We start from the raw sequence: 23,475 nt of genomic DNA on the forward strand, positions 1-23,475 counted from the left end.
GGCAAGCCCGACGACAAGGCAGCCTCCCGCTCACCGAGCCAAGGCGCACCCGCCGGCCCCGTCGCACGGGCCGCCGCGCCGCGTGTGACCTGGGGACGGCGCGGGAGCACGCGCAGGCCGTTCTCGCGCACCGGGAAACCGGCCCCTCGTGGCCACCGGCATCGGCGGGGCCGCGGGCGGAGGCCGGAGGGCCGGGGCCTGGTAACGAGGTGTGAGCGGGACGACCCGGTCACGTACCGGACGTACCGGCCGGGTTGTGGCGCCGGCAGCAGCAACGGCTCCAGCGCCCGCCTGCACGGCAGGCACAGCGGGGAACCCGCGGGCGGTCACTGAGCGGAGCCGCCGACCGGCGGCGGCCTCGGCGCGGCCCCGCGTCCGACGGCGTCCGACGGCGTCCGCCGGGAGCCGGGACCGGTGCGCCGGGCCGCGCGGCACGACGGCCGTGTGCCGGCGCGGCGAAGCGGCACGACGGCCGTATGTCGGCGCGGCGAAGAGGATGTTGCGGCGGGCCGGTGGCCGACACCGGCCGGTTGTCCGGGAGCCGGGACTGCGGCTAGCGTGCCCGGCATGTGGCTCTCCCAGCGGCTCACGGTGCGACGCGCCGTGGATCTGATGCGTGTCGCCGCCGCGCTGTGTAGGTGACGCCGGGCGCCATCCCGTGTCCCGGAGCGTTCGTACGGTCACCGTTCGCCGGCCGACCGCCTCCTTGTACGCGGACGCCCGCGCCCGTCCGGAGCATTCACCCGCAGCAGTGTGCGAAGGAGACTTCCGTGAACCCGCTCAGAACCCGCCGTGCCGCCCGCCTCACCCGTACCGCCCTGGTGGCGTCGAGCGTCGCGGCGCTCACCGTCACCGCGACCGTCACGACCGCCACGGCACAGGACCGGCAGCCGCGCCCGTCGGTGGCGCTCGACTGGTACGACACCACGGCCGCCGGCATCGCCGCCGCCGGTGCTCCCACCCAGATCACCAACAGCCGCACCTGGGCCGTCAGCTGGCTCGCGGCGGCCCGCGCCACCCGCACGGTGCCGCACGGCGTCGACCGGGCGGACTTCCAGGACGCCGCCCTCGCCTCCGCCGTCCACGACTCCCTCTCCGCGCTGATCCCCGCCCGCACCCGGCAGTTCGATGCCGCGCTCGCGACGACACTGGACGGCATCCCGGACGGCGCCGCCGAGACCCGGGGCGTCGAGGCCGGGGCCCGCCAGGCCGCGCTGGTGCTCGCCTCCCGGGAGCGCGACGGCCTGGACCCGGCCTCGGTCGACGCGCCGTTCCCGGTGCCCGACGCCGCGCCCGGTGTATGGCAGCCGACACCGCCCGCCCACGCTCCGGCCGCGCAGTACGGCAACCGGCTCGCCCGGCCCTTCCTGCTCGCGCGCGCCGACCAGTACCGGCTGCCCGCACCGCCCGCCCTCACCTCCGAGCGCTACCGGAACGATCTCGCCGAGGTCCGCGCGTACGGAGCCGTGAACAGCACCGTCCGCACCCCGCGGCAGACGGAGACCGCCGATTTCTGGTTCGGCCCCTCGCCGACGCTGTACACCGAGCCGCTGCGCGTCGCCCTGGCGCGGTCGCCGCGGTCGGCCGCCGCGCGGGCCCGACTGGTGGCGCTGTTCCATGTCGCCCTGGTCGACACGCAGATCGCCACCTCCGACAGCAAGTACGCCTATCTGCGCTGGCGTCCGGTCACCGCGATCCGCACGGGCGCCATCGACCCCGACCCCGGGTGGACCCCGCTGCACACCACCCCGGCGCACCCCGACTACCCCAGCGGCCACGGCACCTACGCCGGCGCGGCGCAGACCGTCCTGACGGCGTTCACCGGGCCCCGCACGGCACCCTTCGAGCTGACCAGCCCCACCGCACCCGGTGTCGTCCGCACCTATACCGCCTGGAGCCAGTTGTCGAAGGACAACGTGGACGCCCGTGTGTACTCCGGCATCCACACCCGCTCGGCCGACGAGGCGGGAGTCACCTTGGGCGAACGCGTCGCGGCCCACACGCTGCGCACCGCGGAACGGCTGTTCGGCGACCTCTGAGCGGCGGGCGGGGCCGGCGCGCAGCCGTCCCGGCCGCCTCGGCGACCGGAAACCTCATCCACCGTCCTCGGCCGGCTCGTCGGTCACCGTGAGCAGGTCGTCCCGGGCGGCCAGGGCATCGAGGGAGAGCGTGCGGTAGCCGACGTCGTCGAAGAGGGCGGTGATCCGGTCCCCGTCCTCGCTCAGCACCGTGCCCCGGCCCCACTGTTCGTGACGCACCGAGACCCCGACCGGATAGGAGCCCGCGTCCGGGTGCGCCGGACGCCGCCCGGCGGGCGTCCCGTCGTCCTCCGCGGCCTCCCGCTCGTCGCAGGTGTCACAGTTGCCGCACGGCTCCGGGTACTCCTCGCCGAAGTAGCCGAGGAGGAAACGCCGCCGGCAACCGGTCGTCTCCGCGTACGCGCGGGCCATCTCGACCCTCGACCGGTCCATGCGCTTGTGGGCCTCGGCGCTGTCCTCGGCCCGTCGCACGGCGGTCGCCGGGGCGGTGTCCGCGACCGGCCGGACGGCACCCGAGGCGTCCGTCACCACGGCCTCGGCCTCCTCCAGCAGGTTCACGGCCGTGGTGACCCGGGCCCGCGACATACCGGTCTCCCGGCGCAGCTCCGTCAGCCCCGCCGGATCGTCACCGTGCTCGTGCACGGCCTCCACCACGGCCGCCACGGTGTCCCTGCCCGGCGGACGGCCGCTGAAGTAGGCCTGCATCCCCGTGTCCTGGGAGCGGTAGTGCAGCACGGCCAGCGCGGGCCGCCCGTCCCGGCCGCACCGCCCGATCTCCTGGTAGTAGGCGTCCAGGGAACCGGGCAGCGAGGCGTGGAGCACATACCGCACGTCCTCCTTGTCGATCCCCATCCCGAAGGCCGAGGTCGCCACCACCACGTCCGTCGCGCCCGCCAGGAAGTCCTCGTGGACCTGCCGGCGCTCGGCGGCGCGCAGGCCGGCGTGGTACGCCCGCGCGCTGAACCCGAGAGCGGCCAGCTCCGCGGCGTAGTACTCGGTGTCCTTCCGGGTCGCCGCGTAGACGATGCCGGGCTTCGGCCCGGCGGCGGCCTGCTCCACGACGGCACGCCGTCGCTCGTCGTCCTCCAGGTGACGGTGCGCCTCCAGCCTGATCTCCGGGCGGTCGAAGCCGGTGACGAGCTGCCGGGCGCCGTCCATGCCGAGCCGGTCGAGGATGTCCTGCCGGACCGGGGGAGCGGCGGTCGCGGTGAGCGCGAGCACGGGCGGCCGCCCCAGACGCCGTACCGCCTGGGCCAGGCGCAGGTAATCGGGCCGGAAGTCGTGCCCCCAGGACGACACGCACTGGGCCTCGTCCACGACGAACAGGGCGGGTTCCGCCTCGGCCAGCCGGTGGACCACCTCGTCCTTGGCCAGCTGCTCGGGTGACAGATAGACGAAACGGACCGCGCCGCGTCGTACGGCGTCCCAGGCGGCGTCCGTCTCGGCCGCGCCCAGGTCGGAGTTCACGGCGACGGCGCCGGGCTCGTGCTCGCCGCCGGGCAGGCCGGCGATCTGGTCCCGCTGGAGCGCCAGCAGCGGCGACACGACGACCACCGGGCCGGACAGCAGCAGGCCCGGCACCTGGTACACGGCCGACTTGCCGGACCCCGTCGGCATGACCACGAGCGTGTCCCGGCCCTGAAGCACCCATTCCATGGCCGTGAGCTGCTCAGGACGCAGCTCGTCCCAGCCGAAGACCTCGGCGGCCGTCTCCCGCAGACGCCTCGCCCGCCGTCCGCGCGATCCCTCGCCGGTCATGTCCCGCTCCCTCGCTCCGCCGCCGGAACGGCACCACATCCCGGCCCGGCACGGCTCCGGGTACCCCGTGGGCGGCGCCGGCAAAGCCCGCCGGTCCTGGTCCACCGCGAGACGCGAAGGCCGCCGGTGCCGTCGCCGCCCGGCTCGCCCGCGACGCCGTGCGCTCTCGGGCAAACGCCTGTGCGCTCACCAGAAACCGGGCCGGGACCGCCGGACATAACGTGACGGCGAAGCGGCCGTGCCACGGTCTCGCGCGGACCCCGCCGCATCCCGTCATCCGGACGCCGACAACCACCCGGTGGTCCCCGGCTCCTTTCCGCACACCAGGCGTACCGCCCGGACGACCGTCCGGGACCGTACCGACCCAGCACCGAAAGGCACCCTCATGGCCGACATCGCCCACGTCACCGCTGCTCCCGGCCCGGACCTGCTCACCCCGGACAACTGCGCGGTGCTGTTCATCGACCACCAGCCGCAGATGTTCTTCGGCACTGGCAGCGGCGACCGGACCGCGATCATCAACGCGACGGTCGGCCTGGCGAAGGCCGCCAAGGTCTTCGACGTGCCGGTGGTCCTGAGCACCGTGGCCGCCGAGTCCTTCTCCGGCCCGCTCCTGCCGCAGCTCGCGGACGTCTTCCCCGGCCAGGAGATCATCGACCGCACCTCGATGAACGCCTGGGAGGACACCGCCTTCGTCGAGGCGGTCAAGGCCACCGGCCGCGAGAAGCTGGTCCTCGCCGGCCTGTGGACCGAGGTCTGCGTCGTGCTGCCCGCGCTCTCCGCGCTCGCGCAGGACTACGAGGTGTACGTCGTCACCGACGCGTCCGGCGGCGTCAGCCCGCAGGCCCACGAACACGCCGTCCAGCGCATGGTCCAGGCCGGCGTGGTGCCGGTGACCTGGGTGCAGGTGCTGCTCGAACTCCAGCGGGACTGGGCGCGTACGGACACGTACCTGCCGGTCATGGACGTCGTGAAGGAGCACGGCGGCACCTACGGCCTCGGCGTCGTCTACGCGCAGGCCGTCATCGGCGAGCACGCCGCCGGCTGATCCACCACCCACGGTTGACGACGGACGTCAGGAACAGGCAGACGACGCGATGGACAGCGGACTGTTGGTGCTCCGGCTGGTGGTGGGACTCCTCATCGCCGGGCACGGAGTGCAGAAGGTCAGTTACCGGCTGGGCGGCAACGGGCTGGCCGGAGGGACCGAGGAATTCCGCCGTGACGGTTTCCGCGGCGGGAGACTCACCGCTCTCGCCGCGGGCGGCAGCCAGATCGGCGCCGGCCTGTTCCTGGCGGCCGGCCTCCTCACCCCGCTGGCGGCGATGGCCGCCATGGGAGTGATGACGGTGGCCGGGACCGTCAAACGGCACAAGGGGCTGTGGGTGCAGAACGACGGTTACGAGTACCCGCTGGTCCTCGTCACCGCCGCCGCGGCCCTCGCGCTCACCGGCCCCGGCCACTGGTCCCTCGACCACCTGATCGGCGAGGCTTCCTGGCCGCTGTGGACATCCCTGGCGGCGCTGGTCATCGGCCCGGGCAGCGGACTGGCCACCCGCCTCGTCCTGCACCAGGCACCCGGTGGCGGTCACACCACGAACGGGAGGACGCGGCATGCGCAGGCTGCTGACTGACGCCGCCCATACACTCGTCCCGCCGAAGAGCGACCGGCACGGCCCCCTGCCGCCGCTGATGCTGGGACTGACCGTGGTGACCGGCCTCATCGACGCCGTCACCTATCTGGCGCTCGGACACGTCTTCGTCGCCAACATGACGGGCAACGTCGTCTTCCTGGGCTTCGCCCTGGCCGGCGCACCGGGCCTGTCCGCGCCCGCGTCCGTCGTCTCCATGACGTCCTTCCTCACCGGGGCACTGGCGGGAGGACGCTTCGGCACCCGCTACGCCGCGCACCGCGGCCGGATGCTGACCGCGGCCACCGCGGTCCAGACGCTGCTGGTCGCCGGCACGGTGCTCACCGTCGCGGTCGCGCACGGGGAGGTGAACGGCCCGGTGAAGTACACCCTCATCGTGCTGCTCGGCATGGCGATGGGCCTCCAGAACGCCGTCGCCCGGCGTCTCGGCGTCCCGGACCTGACCACGACCGTCCTGACCCTGACCCTGACCGGACTGGCGGCGGACTCCGCCCCGGCCGGCGGGGCGACCCCCCGACCCGGCCGGCGCGTCCTCTCCGTCCTCGCCATGTTCCTCGGCGCCCTCGTGGGTGCCGTGCTCCTGCGGCACGCCGAACTCCTCCCCGTCCTGGCCCTGGCCCTGGTGCTGCTCGCGGCGGCCCTGGTCACCGTCCGCCGCCACTGGAACTCCGAGGCCGACTGGACGAGGCCGCAGTCGTGAACCCGGCGGGCACTTCGGCCTGGGCGCCGCTCGCGGCGCGTGTCTTCCGCGCGCTGTGGATCGCGCAACTGGTGTCCAACACCGGCACCTGGATGCAGACGGTCGGCGCCCAGTGGCTCCTGGTCGGGCACAGCGCCGCCCTGGTGACGCTCGTGCAGACGGCCTCCAGCCTCCCGGTCGTCCTGCTCGCGCTGCCCTCCGGTGTGCTGGCCGACCGCTACGACCGCCGCAAGGTGCTCCTGGCCGCCCAGTTCGCCATGCTCGCCGTCTCCGCCGCGCTCACGGTGCTCGCGTTCCGGGGCGCGCTCGCCCCGGGGCTTCTGCTGTGCCTCACCTTCCTGCTGGGCTGCGGTACGGCCCTGATGGGCCCGGCCTGGCAGGCGATCCAGCCGGAACTGGTGGAGCGCGAGCAGCTGGGACAGGCGGCGGCGCTGGGGGCCGTGAACATGAACCTGGCCCGTGCCGTGGGTCCGGCCCTCGGCGGCGCGGTGGTCGCCGCGGCGGGCGCGGGCTGGGTCTTCGCCTTCAACACCCTGTCGTATCTGGGCATCGCGGCCGTGCTGCTGCTGTGGCACCGGCCGGTGACACCACGGCCCGCCGTCCCGGGCGAGGGACTTCTCGCGGCCGTGCAGGCCGGCCGCCGCTATGTCCGGCACGCCCCGGGAGTCCGCCGGGTCCTGCTGCGCACGGCCGTGTTCATCCCGGGCGGAGCCGCCCTGTGGTCGCTGCTTCCCCTCGTCGCCAGCCGTTCCCTGGGACTCGGGCCGGACGGGTACGGGCTCCTGCTTGGGGCCGTGGGCATCGGCGCGGTGGGCGGTGCCTTCGCGCTGCCCGTGATCCGGCGCGCACTGGGCGCCAACGGCACCCTTGCCGCGGGGGCGGCCGTCTTCGCCGTGACGCTGGTGGTGCTGGCCACGGCCCGTTCCGCCTGGCTCGCGGCGGCCGCGCTGCTGCCCGCGGGCCTGGCCTGGATCGGTGTGCTGTCCACGCTCAACGCCGCCGTGCAGCAGCGGTTGCCCGGCTGGGTGAGGGGCCGGGGACTCGCCATCTATCTCGTGGTGTTCCAGGGCGGACAGGCGCTGACCGCACCCGTGTGGGGTGCGCTGGCCGACGGGCTGGGACTGACCCTCTCTCTCCTGACCGGCGCCGGGCTGCTGGCGGCCGGTGCCCTGAGCGTGCGCCGATGGCCGCTGCACAGCGCGGAAGGGCTCGACCCGAGCCCCTCCGACCACTGGCCCGTTCCGCCCCTGCTGTTCGAACCGGCGCCGGCCGACGGCCCGGTACTCGTCTCCGTCACGTACCGGATCGCTCCCGAGGACTGGACGGCCTTCACCGACCGCATGCGGCACGTGGCCCGTTCCCGGCACCGCACCGGAGCCTTGACCTGGGGACTCTTCCAGGACGGCGGCGATCCCGACCGGTTCATCGAGAACTACGTGGTGGCCTCCTGGGCGGAGCACCTGGCCCAGCACCACAGCCGGCTCACCGCCAACGACCGCCGCTACGAGGAGCAGGCCCGCGCACTGCTCGCGGCAGGCACCGCACCGGAGGTGACCCACGCCTTCCACGCCACCGCCGGACCCGTGGTGGCCCCGGGCAAGCGGCACGCGGGACGGAACAGACCGGCACCACCGGATGTTCACGGAAATGCTTGATCACGAACGTGGGGCACCCGGGTTCGACGGACGCCTCCACCCATACTCACGAAGGACATGAGCCATGTTCCAGCGCATTCTCGTAGCCGTCGATTCCAGCCCCGCCCGCCACTCCGCCGTGCGCCTGGCCGGTGACATGGCCCGGCTGACCGGCGCCAAGGTCGGTGTCCTGCACATCGCCGCCTCCACGGCGACGCTGGCCACCGTCGTCTCCCTGGAGGACGACGCGCAGGCCAAGACCATCCTCGACGAGGCGGTCACCTCGCTGCGGGACGCGGGCGTCGAGGCCGAGGGCGTCCTCGCCGACGCCCTGACGACCCAGATCGCCACCACCATCTCCGCCGTCGCCGAGGACCAGCGGGCCGACCTGCTGATCCTCAGCCCCCACCACCGCGGGGTCCTGGAGGCGTTCATCCACCCCCGCGTCAGCGACGCCGTCGTGCACAGCAGCCGTACGGCCGTACTCCTCGCGCCCGCGGACGGCGCCGGCGACCAGGACTGACCCGAGCACGGCCGGGTGCGCCGGGCGGTCCGCCTCCGCGGACCGCCCGGCTTTTCGCATGCGGTCACCGCCGGGCCCGGGACATCAGTGGTGCGCTGGGGGACTCCGAGCGGTGCACGGAGGAACAACTGGCCGGCCCGGCGCCTCCTTAGCCTGGCCGCGGCCCCCGTGAGCGACCACCCGAGGAGCACCATGTCAGGACAGTCCGTCGCCGAGCAGTATGTCGACCTTCTCGCCCGCGCCGGCGTGCGCCGCATGTACGGGGTGGTCGGCGACAGCCTGAACCCCGTCGTCGACGCCGTCCGACGGCACGGCTCGCTGGAATGGGTCCAGGTCCGGCACGAGGAGGTCGCGGCCTTCGCCGCCGGTGCCGAAGCCCAGTTGACCGGAAGGCTCGCCGCGTGCGCGGGATCGTGCGGACCGGGCAACCTGCACCTGGTCAACGGCCTGTTCGACGCGCACCGCTCGATGGCACCGGTCCTCGCCCTGGCCGCGCAGATCCCGAGCGGCGAGATCGGTACCGGCTACTTCCAGGAGACCCACCCCGACCGGCTGTTCCAGGAGTGCAGCCACTACTCGGAACTGATCTCCTCGCCCCGGCAGATGCCGCGAGTGGTGCAGACCGCGATCCAGCACGCGGTCGGCCGGCGCGGAGTGTCCGTGGTGGCACTGCCCGGCGACGTGGCCGCCGAGGACTCCCCGGCCGGTGGCGCGGAACTCGCCACGCCGCTGGACCGGCCGACGGTCCGGCCGGCGGACGCGGAACTGGCCCGGCTGACCGAACTGGTGGACGCCGCCGGGAAGGTGACGGTGTTCTGCGGCCGGGGTGTCGAAGGCGCCCACGCGGAGGTGATGGCGTTCGCCGAAAAGGTGAAGGCCCCGGTGGGCCACGCGCTGCGCGGCAAGGAACACATCCAGTACGACAACCCGTACGACGTCGGGATGTCCGGTCTGCTGGGCTACGGCGCCGCCTACGAGGCGATGCACGAGTGCGATCTGCTGCTGCTCCTCGGCACGGACTTCCCGTACACGGACTTCCTGCCCCGCCACGTCCGGACCGTCCAGGTCGACGTGCAGCCCGAGCGGCTCGGACGGCGCACGCAGCTGGACTTCGCGGTGTGGGGAGACGTACGCGAGACGCTCCGGTGCCTGACGCCCGCCGTGCGGGAGAAACCGTCCCGCCGGTTCCTGGACCGCATGCTGCACCGGCACGCCCACGCCCTGGAGGGCGCCGTCGGAGCCTACACCCGCGACGTCGGCCGGCACACCCCGATCCATCCCGAGTACGTGGCGTCCGTGCTCGACGAGGAGGCCGCCGACGACGCGGTGTTCACCGTGGACACCGGCATGTGCTGCGTGTGGGCGGCCCGCTACCTGACGCCGAACGGCCGGCGCCGCATCCTCGGCTCCTTCGTGCACGGTTCCATGGCCAACGCGCTGCCGCAGGCCATCGGCGCGCAGTTCCTCGACCGCTCGCGCCAGGTGGTGTCGCTCTCGGGCGACGGCGGCTTCTCGATGCTGATGGGGGACTTCCTGACGCTGGTCCACCACGGCCTGCCCGTGAAGGTCGTCGTCTTCAACAACTCCTCGCTGGGCATGGTCGACCTGGAGATGATGGTCGACGGTCTGCCACCGCACGGCACCGGCTACCCGCACACCGACTTCGCGGCCATCGCCACCGCCGCCGGCGCACACGGCATCCGGGTCGAGAAGCCCGCGCAGGTGCGCGAAGCCCTGCGCGAGGCCTTCGCCCACGACGGGCCGGCACTGGTCGACGTGGTCACCGACCCCAACGCCCTCGCGATCCCACCGAAGATCACCACCGAGCAGGTCACCGGGTTCGCGCTGTCGGCGACCCGCACCGTCCTCACCGGAGGCGTCGGACGCATGGTCGACCTGGCCCGGGCGAACCTCCGCAACGTCCCGCGCCCGTGAGCGGACGCCGTAACCCTTCCCCACCGATCCGAAGGGACCTCGCCATGTCGGACCCGACAGGTGTCACGCACCACACCGCCGTACTCAACGGGATCAAGCAGCACTGGGTGAGCGCGGGCCAGGGACCGCCGGTCTACCTGCTGCACGGCTTCCCCGAGACCTGGTACGGCTGGCGCAAGCAGATACCCGTGCTGGCGGAGCGGTTCACCGTCGTCGCACCGGATCTGCGCGGCTACGGCGACACGGACAAACCCGCCTCCGGCTACGACAAGCGGACCATGGCGCGCGACATCGTCGCACTGGCGGACCACCTCGGGCACCAGCGGATCGCGCTGGTCGGCCACGACCGCGGAGCCCGCGTCGGCACCCGGTTCGCCAAGGACCACCCCGAGCGCATCGACCGGTTCGTGGCCATGGACAACATCCCCACCCGGATCATCGCCGAGACCTACGACGTGCGCCTCGCCCGGCAGGGCTACTGGTTCTTCACCTTCCTCGGCGTGCCCGACCTGCCCGAGGCGCTCATCACCGGCCGTGAGGAGACCTGGCTCACCCACTTCTACCGCGGCTGGTCGTACGACCCGGACATGCTCACACCCGAAGAGATCGCGGTCTATGTGCGCGCCTACCAGCAGCCCGGTGCCGTACGCGGGTCCTGCATGGACTACCGCGCGGCACCCCAGGACGTCGCCCAGGACCAGGAGGACGCGGACACGCTCATCGACTGCCCCGTGCTGACTCTGTGGGGCGAGGACTTCAGCGCCGTCGGACAGGCCTACGACGTCCTCGACGTGTGGAGGGGCATGGCCCGCGACGTCCGCGGAGTGCCCATCGCCCGGTGCGGACACCTGTGCCAGGAGGAGCGACCGGACGTCGTCAACCGCGAACTCCTGGACTTCCTCGCCGACTGGAGCGGCTGACCGTGCACCGCCCGCGAGCACGCACAGACCACAAGCAGGGCACTGACGGACAAACACACCTCGCCCGCCGACTCTAAGGTCGCTCACATACCGGCGGCATCCCGCTCACCGCGATCCGCCCCGGCCGGCAGGCCGTCCCGCACCCCGCCCACGCCTTGCGAAAGAGAGCACTCCCATGTCCCGTTCCCCCAAGCCGACCGTCGTCCTCGTCCACGGCGCGTTCGCCGACGCCTCCAGCTACGCCCAGGTGATCCCCCGGCTCCTCGCCCGCGGTCTGGACGTGGTCGCCCCGGCCGTCCCCAACCGCAGCCTGATCGGTGACGCCGCCTACGTCGCCTCGATCGTCCGCCAGATACCCGGCCCCGTCGTCCTGGTGGGCCACTCCTACGGCGGCGCCGTCATCACGGTCGCCGGGACCGAGGACAACGTCGAGGCACTGGTCTACCTCGCGGGTTACGCCCTGGAGAAGGGCGAGAGCCTCGGCGAACTCCAGGGCCGCTTCCCGGACTCCGACCTCGCCGCCGCCCTCGTCTACACGCCCTTCCCCATCGAGGGCTCGACCGAGAACGGCACCGACGTGTCGGTCCGGCCCGACCGGTTCCCGGCCATCTTCGCCGCCGACGTCGACGTCCGCCTCGCCGAGGTCCTCGCCGTCTCCCAACGCCCCCTCGCCGCCCAGGCGTTCGCCGACGCGGCACCGGCCGCCGCCTGGCGGACCAAGCCCTCCTGGGGCCTGGTCGCCTCGTCCGACCACACCATCAACCCGGACGTGGAGCGCTACGGCTACCAGCGGGCCGGCATGACCACCGTCGAGGTCGACTCCTCCCACCTGGTGATGCTCTCCCACCCCGAGCGCGTCGTCGACCTGATCGAGGAAGCCGTCCGGGCCACCTCCGCCTGAGACACCGGCTGCCGAGCCCGCCCCTTTCACAGAGAGCCACCCATGAACGCACCGATCTCACGCCGTACCGTGACCGCGTCCCTCCTGGCCGGCGCCGCCGCGCTGGGCACCGCGGGCGCCGCGTACTCCGCGCCGGCGACGGCCCATGACACGGGCAGACCGCACGCGCGCCCGGACACACCCACCGTGGTCCTGATCCACGGCGCGTTCGCCGACGCCTCCAGCTGGAGCGGAGTCGTCGAGCGCCTCCAGCGGCGCGGCCACCGCGTGCTGGCGCCGGCCCTGCCGCTGCGCGGACTGGCGAGCGACGCCGCCTACATCCGCAGTGTCCTCGACAGCGTCACCGGTCCGGTCGTGCTGGTGGGCCACTCCTACGGCGGAGCGGTCATCAGCCAGGCCGCGGCCGACGCCCCGCACGTCAAGGCGCTCGTCTACGTCGCCGCCTTCGTACCCGAGGTCGGGGAGAGCGCGCTCCAGCTCACCGACAGATTCCCCGGGAGCACCCTGGGACAGGCCACCGTCACCCAGTACTACCCGCTGCCCGGCGGCGGACAGGGCGAGGAACTGGTCATCAAAAAGGACCTGTTCCGCCGGCAGTTCGCGGCCGGCGTCCCCGTCCGAACCGCCCAGGTCATGGCCGCGGGACAGCGGCCGATCGCCCTCGCCGCGCTCCGGGAACCCGCCACCGCCGCCGCGTGGAAGACGATCCCCAGCTGGTACCTCGTGGCGACCGAGGACCGCAACATCCCGCCGGCCGCCGAGCGCTGGATGGCCGAGCGTGCCCGCGCCCGCACCGTCGCCGTCCGCGCTCCGCACGCGGTGTCCGTGAGCGACCCCGGGCCCGTGACCGACCTGATCCTGAGCGCCGCCCGCTCCGTTCGCCCCGGACACTGACCGCGGCCGGCGGAGTCCACGACGCGCAGGACGTCCGGCACGCCCGACGTCCTGCGCCACGACGTCCTCCGTCGGCCAGGAGGCCCGCCGTGTGCCCGAGGACGACGCCTGGCGCCGTGCGGCGAGGCCGACGGCCGGAGAGGACCTCTCCGACCGCGTTCTCCGGGCGGAGCGCCCGAGGTCCCCACGCCGTGCGCGGGCTTCATCAGACAGGCCCCTGACCGGCGGCCCCGGACGAGTCCGACGACCCGACGACCTCCGACCGGCCTGCTCCGGCACCGGCGAGCCGCGACAGAGGTCCGCCGGCCGAACCCGGCACACCACCCGCACATCACCTGATGCAGAAGGCAGATCCCATGCCCCCATTCCTCGCAAGGACGCGCACCGGTCTCCTGGCCTCCGCCGTGGCGGCAGCCCTCGCCGTGACGGCCGCCGGCCCCGCGACCACGGCGACCGCCGGCACCCGGCCGGACGTGCGCGTCGTGGCCCACCTGGACATCACCACCGGACAGCGACCGGAGAACATCACCCTGGAACCCGGTGGCAGCGCCGTCGTCACCTTCGCCTACAGCCGCCGGATCGCCCGTATCAGCCCCGACGGCACGGTCCGCGTCCTGGCCACCCTGCCCGAACCGCCGGCCGGCTCCACCACCCCCGCCCTCACCTCACCCTTCCTCGGCGGTATCGTCCGCGCCCACGACGGAACGCTGTACTTCCTGTACGCCACCGGAAGCAGCGATCTGACCGGCCTGTGGCGCCTGCGCCCCGGCGGCACCCCGCAGCGCATCGCCGCACTCCCGGCCGACGGCCTGCCCAACGGCCTGGCCCTCGACCGCCACGAACACCGGCTGTACGTCGCCGACTCGGTCCTCGGCACCGTCTGGCGGGTGCCCGTCACCGGAGGCACGCCCACCCGCTGGGCCGCCGCACCCGAACTGGCCGCCGCGGGATTCCTCGGAGCCAACGGCATCAAGGTCCACCACGGCGCGGTCTGGGTGTCCAACCTGGACCGGGGCACCGTGCTCCGCTTCCCGGTCACCCGGCAGGGGACGGCCGGCCGCGTCGAGACCCGGGCGACCGGCCTGGCCGGCATCGACGACTTCGCGTTCACCGGCCACGGCGACACCCTCCTCGCCGCGATCAACGCGGACAACGAGATCGCCCTGGTCCGGCCCGGCGGCCGGCACCGGGTGGTGCTCACCGGCGCCGACGGACTGGAGAACCCGACTTCGCTCGCCGTACGGGGCACCACCGCCTACATCGCCAGCGGCGCCTACTTCACCGACGACGACCCCAACCTCCTGGCCGCCCCCGTCGCCCCGCGCCGATAGGCCGGCCGACGCCACCCCGCCCCCACGAGAGGAAACTCCGATGACACAGCCCCACACCACCCCGGCGGCACCGGCGGCGTTCGATCCCGACGCCTTCCACGTGGTGCCGGCCAGGACGTTCGAGGACCTGCGCGTCGGCGAGGTCTTCCGGGCGCCCAGCCGCACCCTGACGGACGCCCACGCCGCCGCCTTCCAGACCGTCTCCGCGGACAACCACCCGGTGCACTACGACGCCGAATGGGCACGCAGACACGGCCACTCGGCGCCGGTGGTGCACGGCCTGCAGGTCCTCGCCTTCACCGCCCCCGGCGCCACCCTGTTCCCGCACTTCATCGGCGAGGTGTTCGTCAGCTTCCTCGAACTCTCCTGCGCCTTCCTGGCCGAAGTGCACTCCGGGGACACCCTCTACCCGGCCCTCACCATCACCGCCCTGGAGCCCCGGGGCGACGACGGAGTGGTGACCACGTCCGCCACCGTCCACAACCAGCGCGGCGAACTCGTGCTGTCCGGTCAGCACAAGTACCTGCTGCGGCGCCGGTGACCCCGGGAAGAGACATGACGCGCCGCATCCTCCTTCCCGGCGTGCTCCTCGGCTGCGCCGTACTGGCCGGCTGCACGGACCGGAGCACGGACGGCACCGCGCAGGACGGCCCGAGCGGGCCCGGCCCCTCGGCACCGGCGAGGACCGCCGGCCCGGCACCTTCCGGCAACGGCCCGTCCGGCGCCCGTGACGCCGCACCGACACCGTCGCCCGGCGACGGCACCGCGTCACCAGGGTCCGCCGCACCGGCGACGACAGGCCGCTGCCACACCGCCGACCTGAGGGCGTCCATCGGGGCCGACCATCCCGGCGCCGGGCAGGCGGACTTCGCCATCGTCCTGACCAACGTCTCCCGCGGCACCTGCACGGTGTCCGGCTTCCCCGGCGTGGCGTTCGTCGACGGCGCGGGCGAGGCGGTCACCCCGGACCCCGAGCGGGCCACCGGCGAGAAGAGGCGGACCGTGACGCCGGCCCCCGGAGCCGGCGCCTGGTCGGCGATGACGTACGCCCGTCCGGCGAGCACCGGCGTCACCACCGTGACACCGGCGACCGTCCTCGTCACGCCGCCCGACGAGACGGCCCCGATCCCGGTCCGCTGGACGGGCGGCGAGGTCTCCGACACGGGCAAGGCGTCCGTGCCCCGGGTGAGCCCTCTGCGACCGGGCGAGGGCGCCTGACCCGGGGACACACAGCGGCACGAGACGGCGGACCCGGGGGCCGAAAGAGCCGCCGGGGACCGTTTGTTAGGCTGCCCTTGCCTCCCGTGGGGGAAGTCCGGTGAGAGTCCGGCGCTGACCCGCAACGGTGTGCACGGCACCGGATCCACCGGTCGCCGTGCGAGCCCGATCGCCTGCGGGGGCGTACCGACCCGTTGACTGCTCGCCGTGGACTGCGAGAGGGGATCGCCCGGCCGGGTACGGCCGCGCGGGCTGCTCCTGCTCGACGTCCAGCCGGCGGCCCGTGTGAAGGACGGCCCACCCGTGCGCCGAAGTACGGCTCCCAGCCGCATACCCGTGCCGCCGCTCAGCCTGTCCCTGGCGCTGGTGCTGCTGTTGTCCCTCGTGGGCGGTGTCAAGCTCGGTGCGGCCGACGTCGGCTGGGCGGAGGCGGCGCGCTTCCTGTGGGCCGGGCTCACCGGCGGTGGCGTGCGCGCGAGCGACGCGGCCGCTTACACCATCGTCTGGGAGATCCGGCTGCCGCGGGTGCTGCTCGGCGCCGTGGCCGGAGCGGGCCTCGCGACCGTCGGCGTGGCCGTGCAGGCACTGGTGCGCAACGCGCTGGCCGACCCCTTCGTCCTCGGCGTCTCCTCGGGCGCGGCGGTGGGCGCCAACGCCGTGATCCTCCTCGGCGCGTTCGCCGGACTCGGGGTGTGGGCGCTGTCCGCCTCGGCCTTCGTCTCCGCACTCGCGGCCATGGCGCTCGTATACGCGGTGGCCCGCTCACCGCGGGGCCTGACGCCGCTGCGGCTGATCCTCACCGGTACGGCGCTGGCGTACGGCTTCGAGGCCGTCACCACGGTCATGGTGTTCGGCGCGGCCCGGGGCGAGGCCGCCAGGTCGGCGATGATGTGGCTGCTGGGCAGCCTGGGCGGTGCCACCTGGGCGCAGGTGCCGCTCGCCGCGATCACCGTGGCGGCCGGCTGGGCCTGGCTGCGCCGGCGGGCCGAGTCGCTCAACGCGCTCGCCATGGGCGACGAGACCGCGGCCGCGCTCGGCGCCGTACCGGCCCGGCTGCGCCGGGAGCTGTTCCTCGTCACCGCGGCCGTGACCGGGACGGTGGTGGCGGTCAGCGGGGCCATCGGATTCGTCGGGCTCATGGTGCCGCACGTGGCACGGATGCTGGTCGGCGCCGACCACCGGCGGGTGCTGGCCGTCGCGCCGCTCGCGGGGGCCGTGCTGCTGGTGTGGGCCGACGTACTGTCCCGGCTGCTGTTCGCCCCGGCCGAGCTGCCGGTCGGAGTGATCACCGCGGTCGTCGGCGTTCCCGCGTTCCTGCTGCTGATGCGGCGGGGCGGCTACGCGTTCGGAGGCCGCTGAGCATGCGACTCGACATCGACGACGTCACGATCGAGGCCGCCGGAACCCGCCTGGTCGAGCACATCGACCTCACCGTGGGCAGCGGGGCGTTCGTCGGGCTCGTCGGCCCCAACGGCAGCGGCAAGTCGACCCTGCTGCGCTCTCTGTACCGGGCGCTGCGGCCGTCCGGGGGAGCGGTACGGCTGGACGGCGACGACCTGTACGCCATGGACCCACGGGCCGCCGCCCGGGCGCTGGCCGCGCTGCCGCAGGAGTACTCGGCCGAGTTCGACTTCACCGTCACCGAGGTGGTCGCCATGGGCCGGCTGCCGCACCGGGGCCGCACGGCCGCCTCGGACCGGGAGATCCTCACCCGGGCCATGGAACGCACCGGCGTCGCCCATCTCGCCGACCGCGGCTTCCCCGGCTTGTCCGGCGGCGAGAAACAACGCGTCCTCATCGCGCGCGCCCTCGCCCAGCAACCCCGGATCCTGATCCTCGACGAACCCACCAACCACCTGGACATCGCGCACCAGTTGGAAGTCCTGTCCCTGGTCCGCGACAGCGGCCTGACCGTGCTGGCCGCCCTGCACGACCTCAACCTGGCGGCGGCTCATTGCGACGTCCTGTACGTCCTCGACGGCGGCCGGATCGTCGCCTCCGGACCGCCTCACGACGTCCTCCGGCCGGCTCTGCTGGCCGAGGTGTTCGGTGTCCGGGCCCACGCCGTCCGGCACCCCGGGACGGACGCCGTCCAGCTCCTGTTCGACCTGCTACCGCCCGCCACCTGAAGGACGCCATGCGCAAGCGACTCCTCGCCACCGCTCTCTGCCTCGCCGCGACCGCCACCGGATGCGGCGCCACGGTGGAGCCGTCACGGGACGCGGAACACCCGCCGTCGGTGACCCTCACCAACTGCGGCCGCCGGGTGACGTACGACAAGGTCCCCGAGCGGGTCGTCACCAACGACGTCGGCATCACGGAGCTGATGTTCGCCCTGGGCCTGGAAGACCGCATGGCCGGCTTCGCCATGCCCGACGACAAGGGAGACCTGCGCGGTGTGCCCTGGAAGGACGGCTACGACAAGGTCACGTGGCTGTCCAAGGACCAGCTCACCAAGGAGAACGTCCTCGACGCCCGCGCCGACCTCGTCTTCGCCGGCTGGAACTACGGCTTCCGCGAGGACGGCGGCTTCACGCCCGATGCCCTGGAGAAGCTCGGCATTCCCTCGTACATCCTCACCGAGTCCTGCCGCAACGGCCGTTCGAAGACCTCCCGCGGCATCATGCCGCCGGTGGACGCCCTGTACACCGACCTCGCCAACCTCGGCGAACTCTTCGGCGTCGAGAAGCGCGCGGCCGGGCTGATCGCCGACTTCAAGAAGCAGATCGCGGACGTGCGGGACAAGGCGCCGAAGGGCTCCGACCGTCCTTCGGTCTTCCTCTACGACAGCGGCCGGGACACGCCCTTCACCTCCGGCCGCTACGCCGCTCCGGAACAGATCATCACCGAGGCCGGCGGCGTGAACGTCATGCACGACCTCGCGGACTCCTGGACCACGGTCGGCTGGGAGACCGTCGTGCGGCGGAACCCGGACGTCATCGTCATCTGCGACTACGGCGACGTCAGCGCGGAGCAGAAGAAGAAGTTCCTGCTCTCCTACGCCCCGCTGCGGAACGTCTCCGCCGTCAGGCACCGGAGGATCATCTCCCTGGACTACGCCGACCTGGTCGAAAGCCCCCGCAACCCGTCGGCGATCACCCGGCTCGGCGCCTACCTGCGAACCGTGCGGACCGGCCGGTGACGCGGCGGAGTCAGCCGTCCGCGACCGCGCCACGCCGGCCGACACGAGCCCCGGCCTCTTCGGCCGCCGAAGAGCCGCTGAAGAAGGCATCGGCCCTGTCGGCCGTACCCGCACCGGGTGTCACCGGAGCTGCCGCGCCCACGCGGTGCCGGGCGGCTCGGGCAGCCGGTCGCGGGCCGGGTCGTACTCCAGCCAGCGGCCGTGCCCCGCTCGCGCGGCGCAGGCGGCGGTGCGGCGGCGCAGACCCGAATGCCCGTCACCGGCGCGCCACAGCAGCGACCGGGTGTACAGCGGTGCGGGCTCGGCCGGCGGGGCACAGCGCACCCCGGCGAGGTCCGGCAGGCACACGTCGGCGGGCAGCAGCGAGAAACGCAGCGGCTCCTGGGCCACCTCGCCGGAGCGGCCTTCGACGCCCCGGACCGCGACGGCGACGGGCGCGTCAGCCCCCAGGAGTACCCGGCCTCGATCCGCGCCCACGTCACAGGCGGCACATCCCTCATGGGCGACGCCCTGTACTGACCGGCCCCCGAGCCGGCCGACCGCCGAGGACGCCGTGACGGCCGTCGCCGGGTTCCGCGGGAGGGGGCGACGGCCGGACGGGACCGGTGGTCAGGACGCCGTGCAGGTCCCGAGCGTCGGAGCGGTCGAGCTGCCGTTCTTCATGACCGTGAAGCCGAAGCTGGTCGAGGCGCCCGCCGCGAGGTTGCCGTTGTAGGTGGAGCGCACCGTCGCGACGTCGCCGTTCCAGGTCGGGCTGCCGTTCCACAGCGCGGACACCTTCTGCCCGGAGGGGAAGGTGAGGGTCACGGTCCAGCCCGTGATCGGCGCGGCACCGGCCGTCACGGTGACCTCGCCGTTGTAGCCGTCGTTCCAGTCGGAGGTGCGGGCGTAGGCGATGGTGCACGCCGCCGCCGGGTCACCGCCGTTGCCACCGCCGCCGTCACCGCCCCCGGTACCGCCGAGCGTGGTCAGGACGGCGGCGTACGCGGGCTTCTGCGCGTAGTTGGAGTCGAACAGCAGCGGGGTGCCGCTGCTGCGCCAGGAGTACTTGTCGGTGATGCCCCACACGGTCAGGCCGGTGCAGCGCGTGACGGCCAGGCAGGCCTTGACGACATTGGCGTAGTTGTTGGCCTGTGCGGTGCCGGAGCCCTCGATGTCCAGCTCGGTGATCTGCACGTCCACGCCGAGGTCGGCGAAGCGCTGCAGGTTGGCCTGGTAGTCGGACGGGACCGGGGAGGCGCTGTTGAAGTGGGACTGGAAGCCCACGCAGTCGATCGGCACACCGCGGGCCTTGAAGTCCTTGACCATGTCGTAGACCGCGTTGCTCTTCGCGTTGACGCCGTCGGTGTTGTAGTCGTTGTAGCAGAGCTTGGCGTCGGGATCGACGGACCGGGCGGTGCGGAAGGCCTCCTCGATGAAGCCGTTGCCGAGCTTGTCCTGGAAGGGCGAGCTGCGCCGGGCGCCGCTGGAGCCGTCCTGGAACGCCTCGTTGACCACGTCCCAGGCGTAGATCTTGCCCTTGTAGTGCTGCATGACCTGGGTGATGTGGTTGTTCATCGCCGTGCGGAGGTCGCCGGCGCCCAGACCGGAGACCCAGGAGGGCAGCTGGGAATGCCACACCAGCGTGTGCCCGCGGACCTTCATGCCCTTGCCCTGCGCGTGGCTGACGATCTGGTCGGCGGCGCCGAAGGTGAAGGTGTTCCGGGTGGACTCGGTGGCGTCCCACTTCATCTCGTTCTCCGGCGTCACCGCGTTGAACTCGCGGTCCAGCGTGCCGGAGTAGGCGGACTCGCCGAGATGGTTCGCCGCGACCGCGGTACCGAAGTAGCGGCCCTTCGCGGCCGCCGCGGAACCGAGGGTGCCGTCGGCGGCGGTGGCGCTGTGCGCCAGGGCCGTCAGTGTCGTCGCGGCGAGCAGCGCGGACGCGAACGCCCCGGCGGCCCGTCTGGGCAGCGATCTGGGCATGATCATGCCAGCTCCTTCATCGAAACTTTCGTATCTATGGCCGAATGTGACGGGCAGATTACGAACTGAAGTGACGCTGGTCAACGGTTCGCGCGACTTTTCGGGGAGTCGGCCGGAGGTCCACCTTGCAGGGCGCAATGGCGAGTTGGGCTCTGGTGATAGTGGTTGACGTCGCTCTCCGGTGCCTTTAACGTGACGCGGCACGTTCCCGAAAGATGTCCGAATGTTTCGAACCGAGGGGCGATGACATGATCCGTAGAAGGCCGGGGCCACGGTCCCTGCTGACCGCCTTGCTCGCGGTCCTGGCGCCGCTGCTGGCCGCGCTGACCCTGTCCGCGCCGGCCGCCCACGCGGCCTCCCTGACGGAGGTCACCGGTTTCGGCGCCAATCCGAGCAACCTGCGCATGTACGTCTACCGCCCGGACAGCGCACCCGCCCGTCCCGCGGTCCTGGTGGCCGTGCACTACTGCACCGGTTCCGGCCCGGCCTTCTACTCCGGCACCGAGTTCGCCTCGCTGGCCGACCGGTACGGCTTCCTGGTCGTCTACCCGTCGGTGACCCGCAGCGGCGGCTGCTTCGACGTCTCGTCGCCGCAGGCGCTCAAGCGCGGCGGCGGCAGCGACCCCGTCGGCATCATGTCGATGGTCACCTACGCCGAGCAGCACTACGGCGCCGACCCGGACCGCGTCTACGTCACCGGAGCCTCGTCGGGCGCGATGATGACCAACGTTCTGCTCGGCGACTACCCCGACGTCTTCAAGGCCGGGGCCGCCTTCTCGGGCGTGCCCTTCGGCTGCTTCGCCACGACCGACGGCTCCGGCTGGAACAGCGCCTGCGCCAACGGAACCGTGACGAAGACACCGCAGCAGTGGGGCGACCTGGTGCGCGGCGCCTACCCGGGCTACAGCGGGCCCCGGCCCCGGATGCAGCTGTGGCACGGCACCGAGGACACCACGCTGCGCTACCCGAACTTCGGCGAAGAGATCAAGCAGTGGACCAACGTCCTCGGCGTGAGCCAGACGCCCGCGTCCACCGACCACCCGCAGTCCACCTGGACCCGCACCCGCTACGGCGGCACCGGCACCCAGGCGCCCGTCGAGGCCATCAGCATTCAGGGCACCGGTCACACGCTGCCGGCCGCGGGCATGGCCGCCCGCGCCATCTCCTTCTTCGGACTGGACTCCACGACCACCCCGCCGCCGACCGACCCGCCCACCCCGCCGGCCGGCGCCTGCCGGGTGACGTACACGAACAGCACCTGGAACACCGGGCTGACGGCCGCGATCACCGTGACCAACACCGGCACCACGCCGGTCGACGGATGGGCGCTGACGTTCCCCCTGCCGGCCGGACAGACCATCACCTCCGGCTGGAACGCCCAGTTCTCGCCGTCCAGCGGCACCGTCACCGCGCGGAACGCCACCTACAACGCCACCCTGGCCCCGGGCGCCTCGACCACCCTCGGCTTCCAGGCCACGCACACCGGCGACACCTCCGCCCCGGCATCCTTCAGCCTCAACGGAGCCGCCTGCGCGACGGGCTGACTCGCGTCCACGACCGGAACGGCGGGTGACGACGCATCCGTTCGTCACCCGCCTGCTTCGGTGCCCGCCAGGCTGATAGAGGCGGGTCGCCGTCTCCGGACGTCGACGGCGCCGGCGCGGCGGAGTGCCGGTCCCGGAGGACCGGAGATCCGACAGGCGCCGGCACGTCCACCGGATCGCGCATTCCGCGCCGTCCTCGTCACCGCGGCACCGGGAGTCGCCGCCGTGACCGGACCGCCTCCTGCTGCTCCCGCACCGAGGCGGGCTTCACCGGTTCATTCGCGAGCTTGGTCCACGGCGCGGTGGCGGAGGGCCGTATCGGTACCGGAGCCGGCGCGCAGGGCGAGTTCCGCGTCGGCCAGCCGGGTCACCGCTGCGGGGTCGGACAGGCCGGGCACGCACACGACCTCGCCGGACTCCAGGGCATCGAGGGACGCGGTGACGACATCGGCCGCCGGCATGCCACCGTCCTCGTGAACCCGCGCCTCGCCGGGTACGGGAGCCTCACCCGTGCCGAGGTGGAACTCGGTGGCGGTGAGTCCTGGGCAGGCGACCTGGACGCGCACCGGTGTGCCGGCCAGTTCGGCGGCGAGCGTCCTGGTGAACGTCACGATGTACCCCTTGGTACCTCCGTACACGGCCCGGTGGGGGAGGGGACCGGGTGGCAGGGCGCCGGCGAACGCGAGCAGCGAGGCGACATTGACGACCGCGCCACGGCCGCGCGCCAGCATGCCGGGCAGGGCGGCGCGAGCGAGCACCGTCGGCGCCACGACATTCACGTCGATCACCTTGCCGAGCAGGGCGGTACCGACCTCGGTGAAGGGCCCGTACCCGTTGATCCCGGCGTTGTTCACCAGCAGCGTCACGTCCTCGGCGGCGACCCGCTCCGCGACCCGCACCAGATCCGCGGACGCGGCCAGGTCGGCCACCATCACCTCCACCGCGGCCCCGGTCTCCTTCCGCAGTCGTTCCGCCAAGACGTCGAGCCGCTCGGCACGCCGGGCCACCAGCACCAGGTCCGCGCCTCGGCCGGCCAGCCGGGCGGCGTACTCCGCACCGATTCCCGACGACGCCCCGGTCACCACGGCCCGGCCTGCTGTGCCGTCGTACGTCATGGCGGCCCCCTTCGCTCGGCGATCGCGCCGCCCGCGACCGCCGGGTGTCCCACCGCGGTCCCGGCGAAACCCCGGTGGCGGCCTTCACCCGGCACGTCGTGCCGGCCCGGTCCGTAACGGTCGAAGTCTCGGCGCCGGGCGCGGTGCGGCGCGTTGCGCGTGGGGGCACACGCCGGCGCCCCGCCGCGGCGGTGCCGGGGCGGG

At 73.2% G+C, this 23,475-nt stretch carries 21 protein-coding genes and 1 riboswitch; of the genes, 17 read left to right on the top strand and 4 right to left on the bottom strand.

The annotated features are described in order from the left end of the window. Positions 1-770: 770 nt before the first annotated feature. Positions 771-2,039, top strand: coding sequence for a vanadium-dependent haloperoxidase (locus SCK26_RS36190; protein ID WP_318205614.1), 1,269 nt, complete (start codon positions 771-773; stop codon positions 2,037-2,039). A gap of 54 nt (positions 2,040-2,093) precedes the next feature. Here SCK26_RS36190 and SCK26_RS36195 read toward each other — a convergent pair whose 3' ends face one another. Further along, positions 2,094-3,797, bottom strand: a complete 1,704-nt coding sequence (locus SCK26_RS36195; RefSeq protein WP_318205615.1) for an ATP-dependent DNA helicase RecQ — start codon at positions 3,795-3,797, stop codon at positions 2,094-2,096. Between the two features lie 385 nt (positions 3,798-4,182). Here SCK26_RS36195 and SCK26_RS36200 point away from each other — a divergent pair, with 385 nt between their 5' ends. The 15 genes from SCK26_RS36200 (at position 4,183) to SCK26_RS36270 (ending at position 18,647) form a co-directional block, all read left to right on the top strand. Beyond that, entirely contained in the window at positions 4,183-4,845 is a 663-nt protein-coding gene (locus SCK26_RS36200) for a hydrolase (protein WP_318205616.1), read from the top strand. Positions 4,846-4,894: 49 nt separating this feature from the next. Further along, positions 4,895-5,431 (top strand): DoxX family protein, encoded by a 537-nt coding sequence (locus SCK26_RS36205; protein WP_318205617.1) that lies wholly within the window; start codon positions 4,895-4,897, stop codon positions 5,429-5,431. Next, positions 5,412-6,149: a YoaK family protein gene (locus tag SCK26_RS36210; protein ID WP_318205618.1), complete on the top strand. Its 738-nt coding sequence runs from the start codon at positions 5,412-5,414 to the stop codon at positions 6,147-6,149. Before SCK26_RS36205 ends, SCK26_RS36210 begins: the two co-directional genes overlap by 20 nt. Then, entirely contained in the window at positions 6,146-7,804 is a 1,659-nt protein-coding gene (locus SCK26_RS36215; RefSeq protein ID WP_318205619.1) for an MFS transporter, read from the top strand. Before SCK26_RS36210 ends, SCK26_RS36215 begins: the two co-directional genes overlap by 4 nt. Positions 7,805-7,868: 64 nt before the next feature. Continuing rightward, positions 7,869-8,306, top strand: coding sequence for a universal stress protein (locus tag SCK26_RS36220; RefSeq protein ID WP_318205620.1), 438 nt, complete (start codon positions 7,869-7,871; stop codon positions 8,304-8,306). A gap of 192 nt (positions 8,307-8,498) precedes the next feature. Further along, positions 8,499-10,241, top strand: coding sequence for a pyruvate dehydrogenase (locus tag SCK26_RS36225; protein ID WP_318205621.1), 1,743 nt, complete (start codon positions 8,499-8,501; stop codon positions 10,239-10,241). Between the two features lie 44 nt (positions 10,242-10,285). Beyond that, positions 10,286-11,161, top strand: coding sequence for an alpha/beta fold hydrolase (locus tag SCK26_RS36230; RefSeq protein ID WP_318205622.1), 876 nt, complete (start codon positions 10,286-10,288; stop codon positions 11,159-11,161). 175 nt (positions 11,162-11,336) lie between these two features. Continuing rightward, positions 11,337-12,062 (top strand): alpha/beta hydrolase, encoded by a 726-nt coding sequence (locus SCK26_RS36235; RefSeq protein WP_318205623.1) that lies wholly within the window; start codon positions 11,337-11,339, stop codon positions 12,060-12,062. Positions 12,063-12,104: 42 nt separating this feature from the next. Continuing rightward, positions 12,105-12,956, top strand: a complete 852-nt coding sequence (locus tag SCK26_RS36240; RefSeq protein ID WP_318205624.1) for an alpha/beta hydrolase — start codon at positions 12,105-12,107, stop codon at positions 12,954-12,956. Between the two features lie 356 nt (positions 12,957-13,312). Next, the gene (locus SCK26_RS36245) at positions 13,313-14,287 is read left to right on the top strand and encodes a hypothetical protein (protein WP_318205625.1); all 975 of its coding nucleotides are present in this window, start codon (positions 13,313-13,315) and stop codon (positions 14,285-14,287) included. A gap of 40 nt (positions 14,288-14,327) precedes the next feature. Then, positions 14,328-14,828, top strand: coding sequence for a MaoC family dehydratase (locus SCK26_RS36250; protein WP_318205626.1), 501 nt, complete (start codon positions 14,328-14,330; stop codon positions 14,826-14,828). Positions 14,829-14,842: 14 nt separating this feature from the next. Then, a complete protein-coding gene (locus SCK26_RS36255) occupies positions 14,843-15,505 on the top strand; it encodes a DUF4232 domain-containing protein (protein ID WP_318205627.1) in 663 nt (220 codons plus the stop codon). A 60-nt stretch (positions 15,506-15,565) separates the two neighbouring features. Further along, a riboswitch (cobalamin riboswitch) is annotated at positions 15,566-15,701 on the top strand. A 107-nt stretch (positions 15,702-15,808) separates the two neighbouring features. Further along, positions 15,809-16,864, top strand: coding sequence for an iron ABC transporter permease (locus SCK26_RS36260; RefSeq protein WP_318205628.1), 1,056 nt, complete (start codon positions 15,809-15,811; stop codon positions 16,862-16,864). Positions 16,865-16,866: 2 nt separating this feature from the next. Beyond that, positions 16,867-17,634: an ABC transporter ATP-binding protein gene (locus tag SCK26_RS36265; RefSeq protein WP_318205629.1), complete on the top strand. Its 768-nt coding sequence runs from the start codon at positions 16,867-16,869 to the stop codon at positions 17,632-17,634. Between the two features lie 8 nt (positions 17,635-17,642). After that, entirely contained in the window at positions 17,643-18,647 is a 1,005-nt protein-coding gene (locus tag SCK26_RS36270; protein ID WP_318205630.1) for an ABC transporter substrate-binding protein, read from the top strand. 120 nt (positions 18,648-18,767) lie between these two features. Here the strand turns inward: SCK26_RS36270 and SCK26_RS36275 are convergent, their stop codons facing one another. Together SCK26_RS36275 and SCK26_RS36280 are read right to left on the bottom strand one after the other, a co-directional pair. Then, positions 18,768-19,124 (bottom strand): hypothetical protein, encoded by a 357-nt coding sequence (locus SCK26_RS36275; RefSeq protein ID WP_318205631.1) that lies wholly within the window; start codon positions 19,122-19,124, stop codon positions 18,768-18,770. A 132-nt stretch (positions 19,125-19,256) separates the two neighbouring features. After that, positions 19,257-20,612, bottom strand: a complete 1,356-nt coding sequence (locus SCK26_RS36280) for an endo-1,4-beta-xylanase (RefSeq protein ID WP_318206170.1) — start codon at positions 20,610-20,612, stop codon at positions 19,257-19,259. Between the two features lie 248 nt (positions 20,613-20,860). Here SCK26_RS36280 and SCK26_RS36285 point away from each other — a divergent pair, with 248 nt between their 5' ends. Next, positions 20,861-22,156 carry a PHB depolymerase family esterase gene (locus SCK26_RS36285; protein WP_318205632.1) on the top strand — a complete coding sequence of 432 codons (1,296 nt, stop codon included), beginning with the start codon at positions 20,861-20,863 and terminating at the stop codon, positions 22,154-22,156. Between the two features lie 275 nt (positions 22,157-22,431). Here SCK26_RS36285 and SCK26_RS36290 read toward each other — a convergent pair whose 3' ends face one another. Continuing rightward, on the bottom strand, positions 22,432-23,271 hold the full coding sequence (locus tag SCK26_RS36290) for an SDR family NAD(P)-dependent oxidoreductase (protein WP_318205633.1): 840 nt from the start codon (positions 23,269-23,271) through the stop codon (positions 22,432-22,434). Between the last annotated feature and the right edge of the window lie 204 nt (positions 23,272-23,475).

Origin of the sequence: Streptomyces sp. SCL15-4, from assembly GCF_033366695.1 — a bacterium.
Classification (GTDB): domain Bacteria; phylum Actinomycetota; class Actinomycetes; order Streptomycetales; family Streptomycetaceae; genus Streptomyces.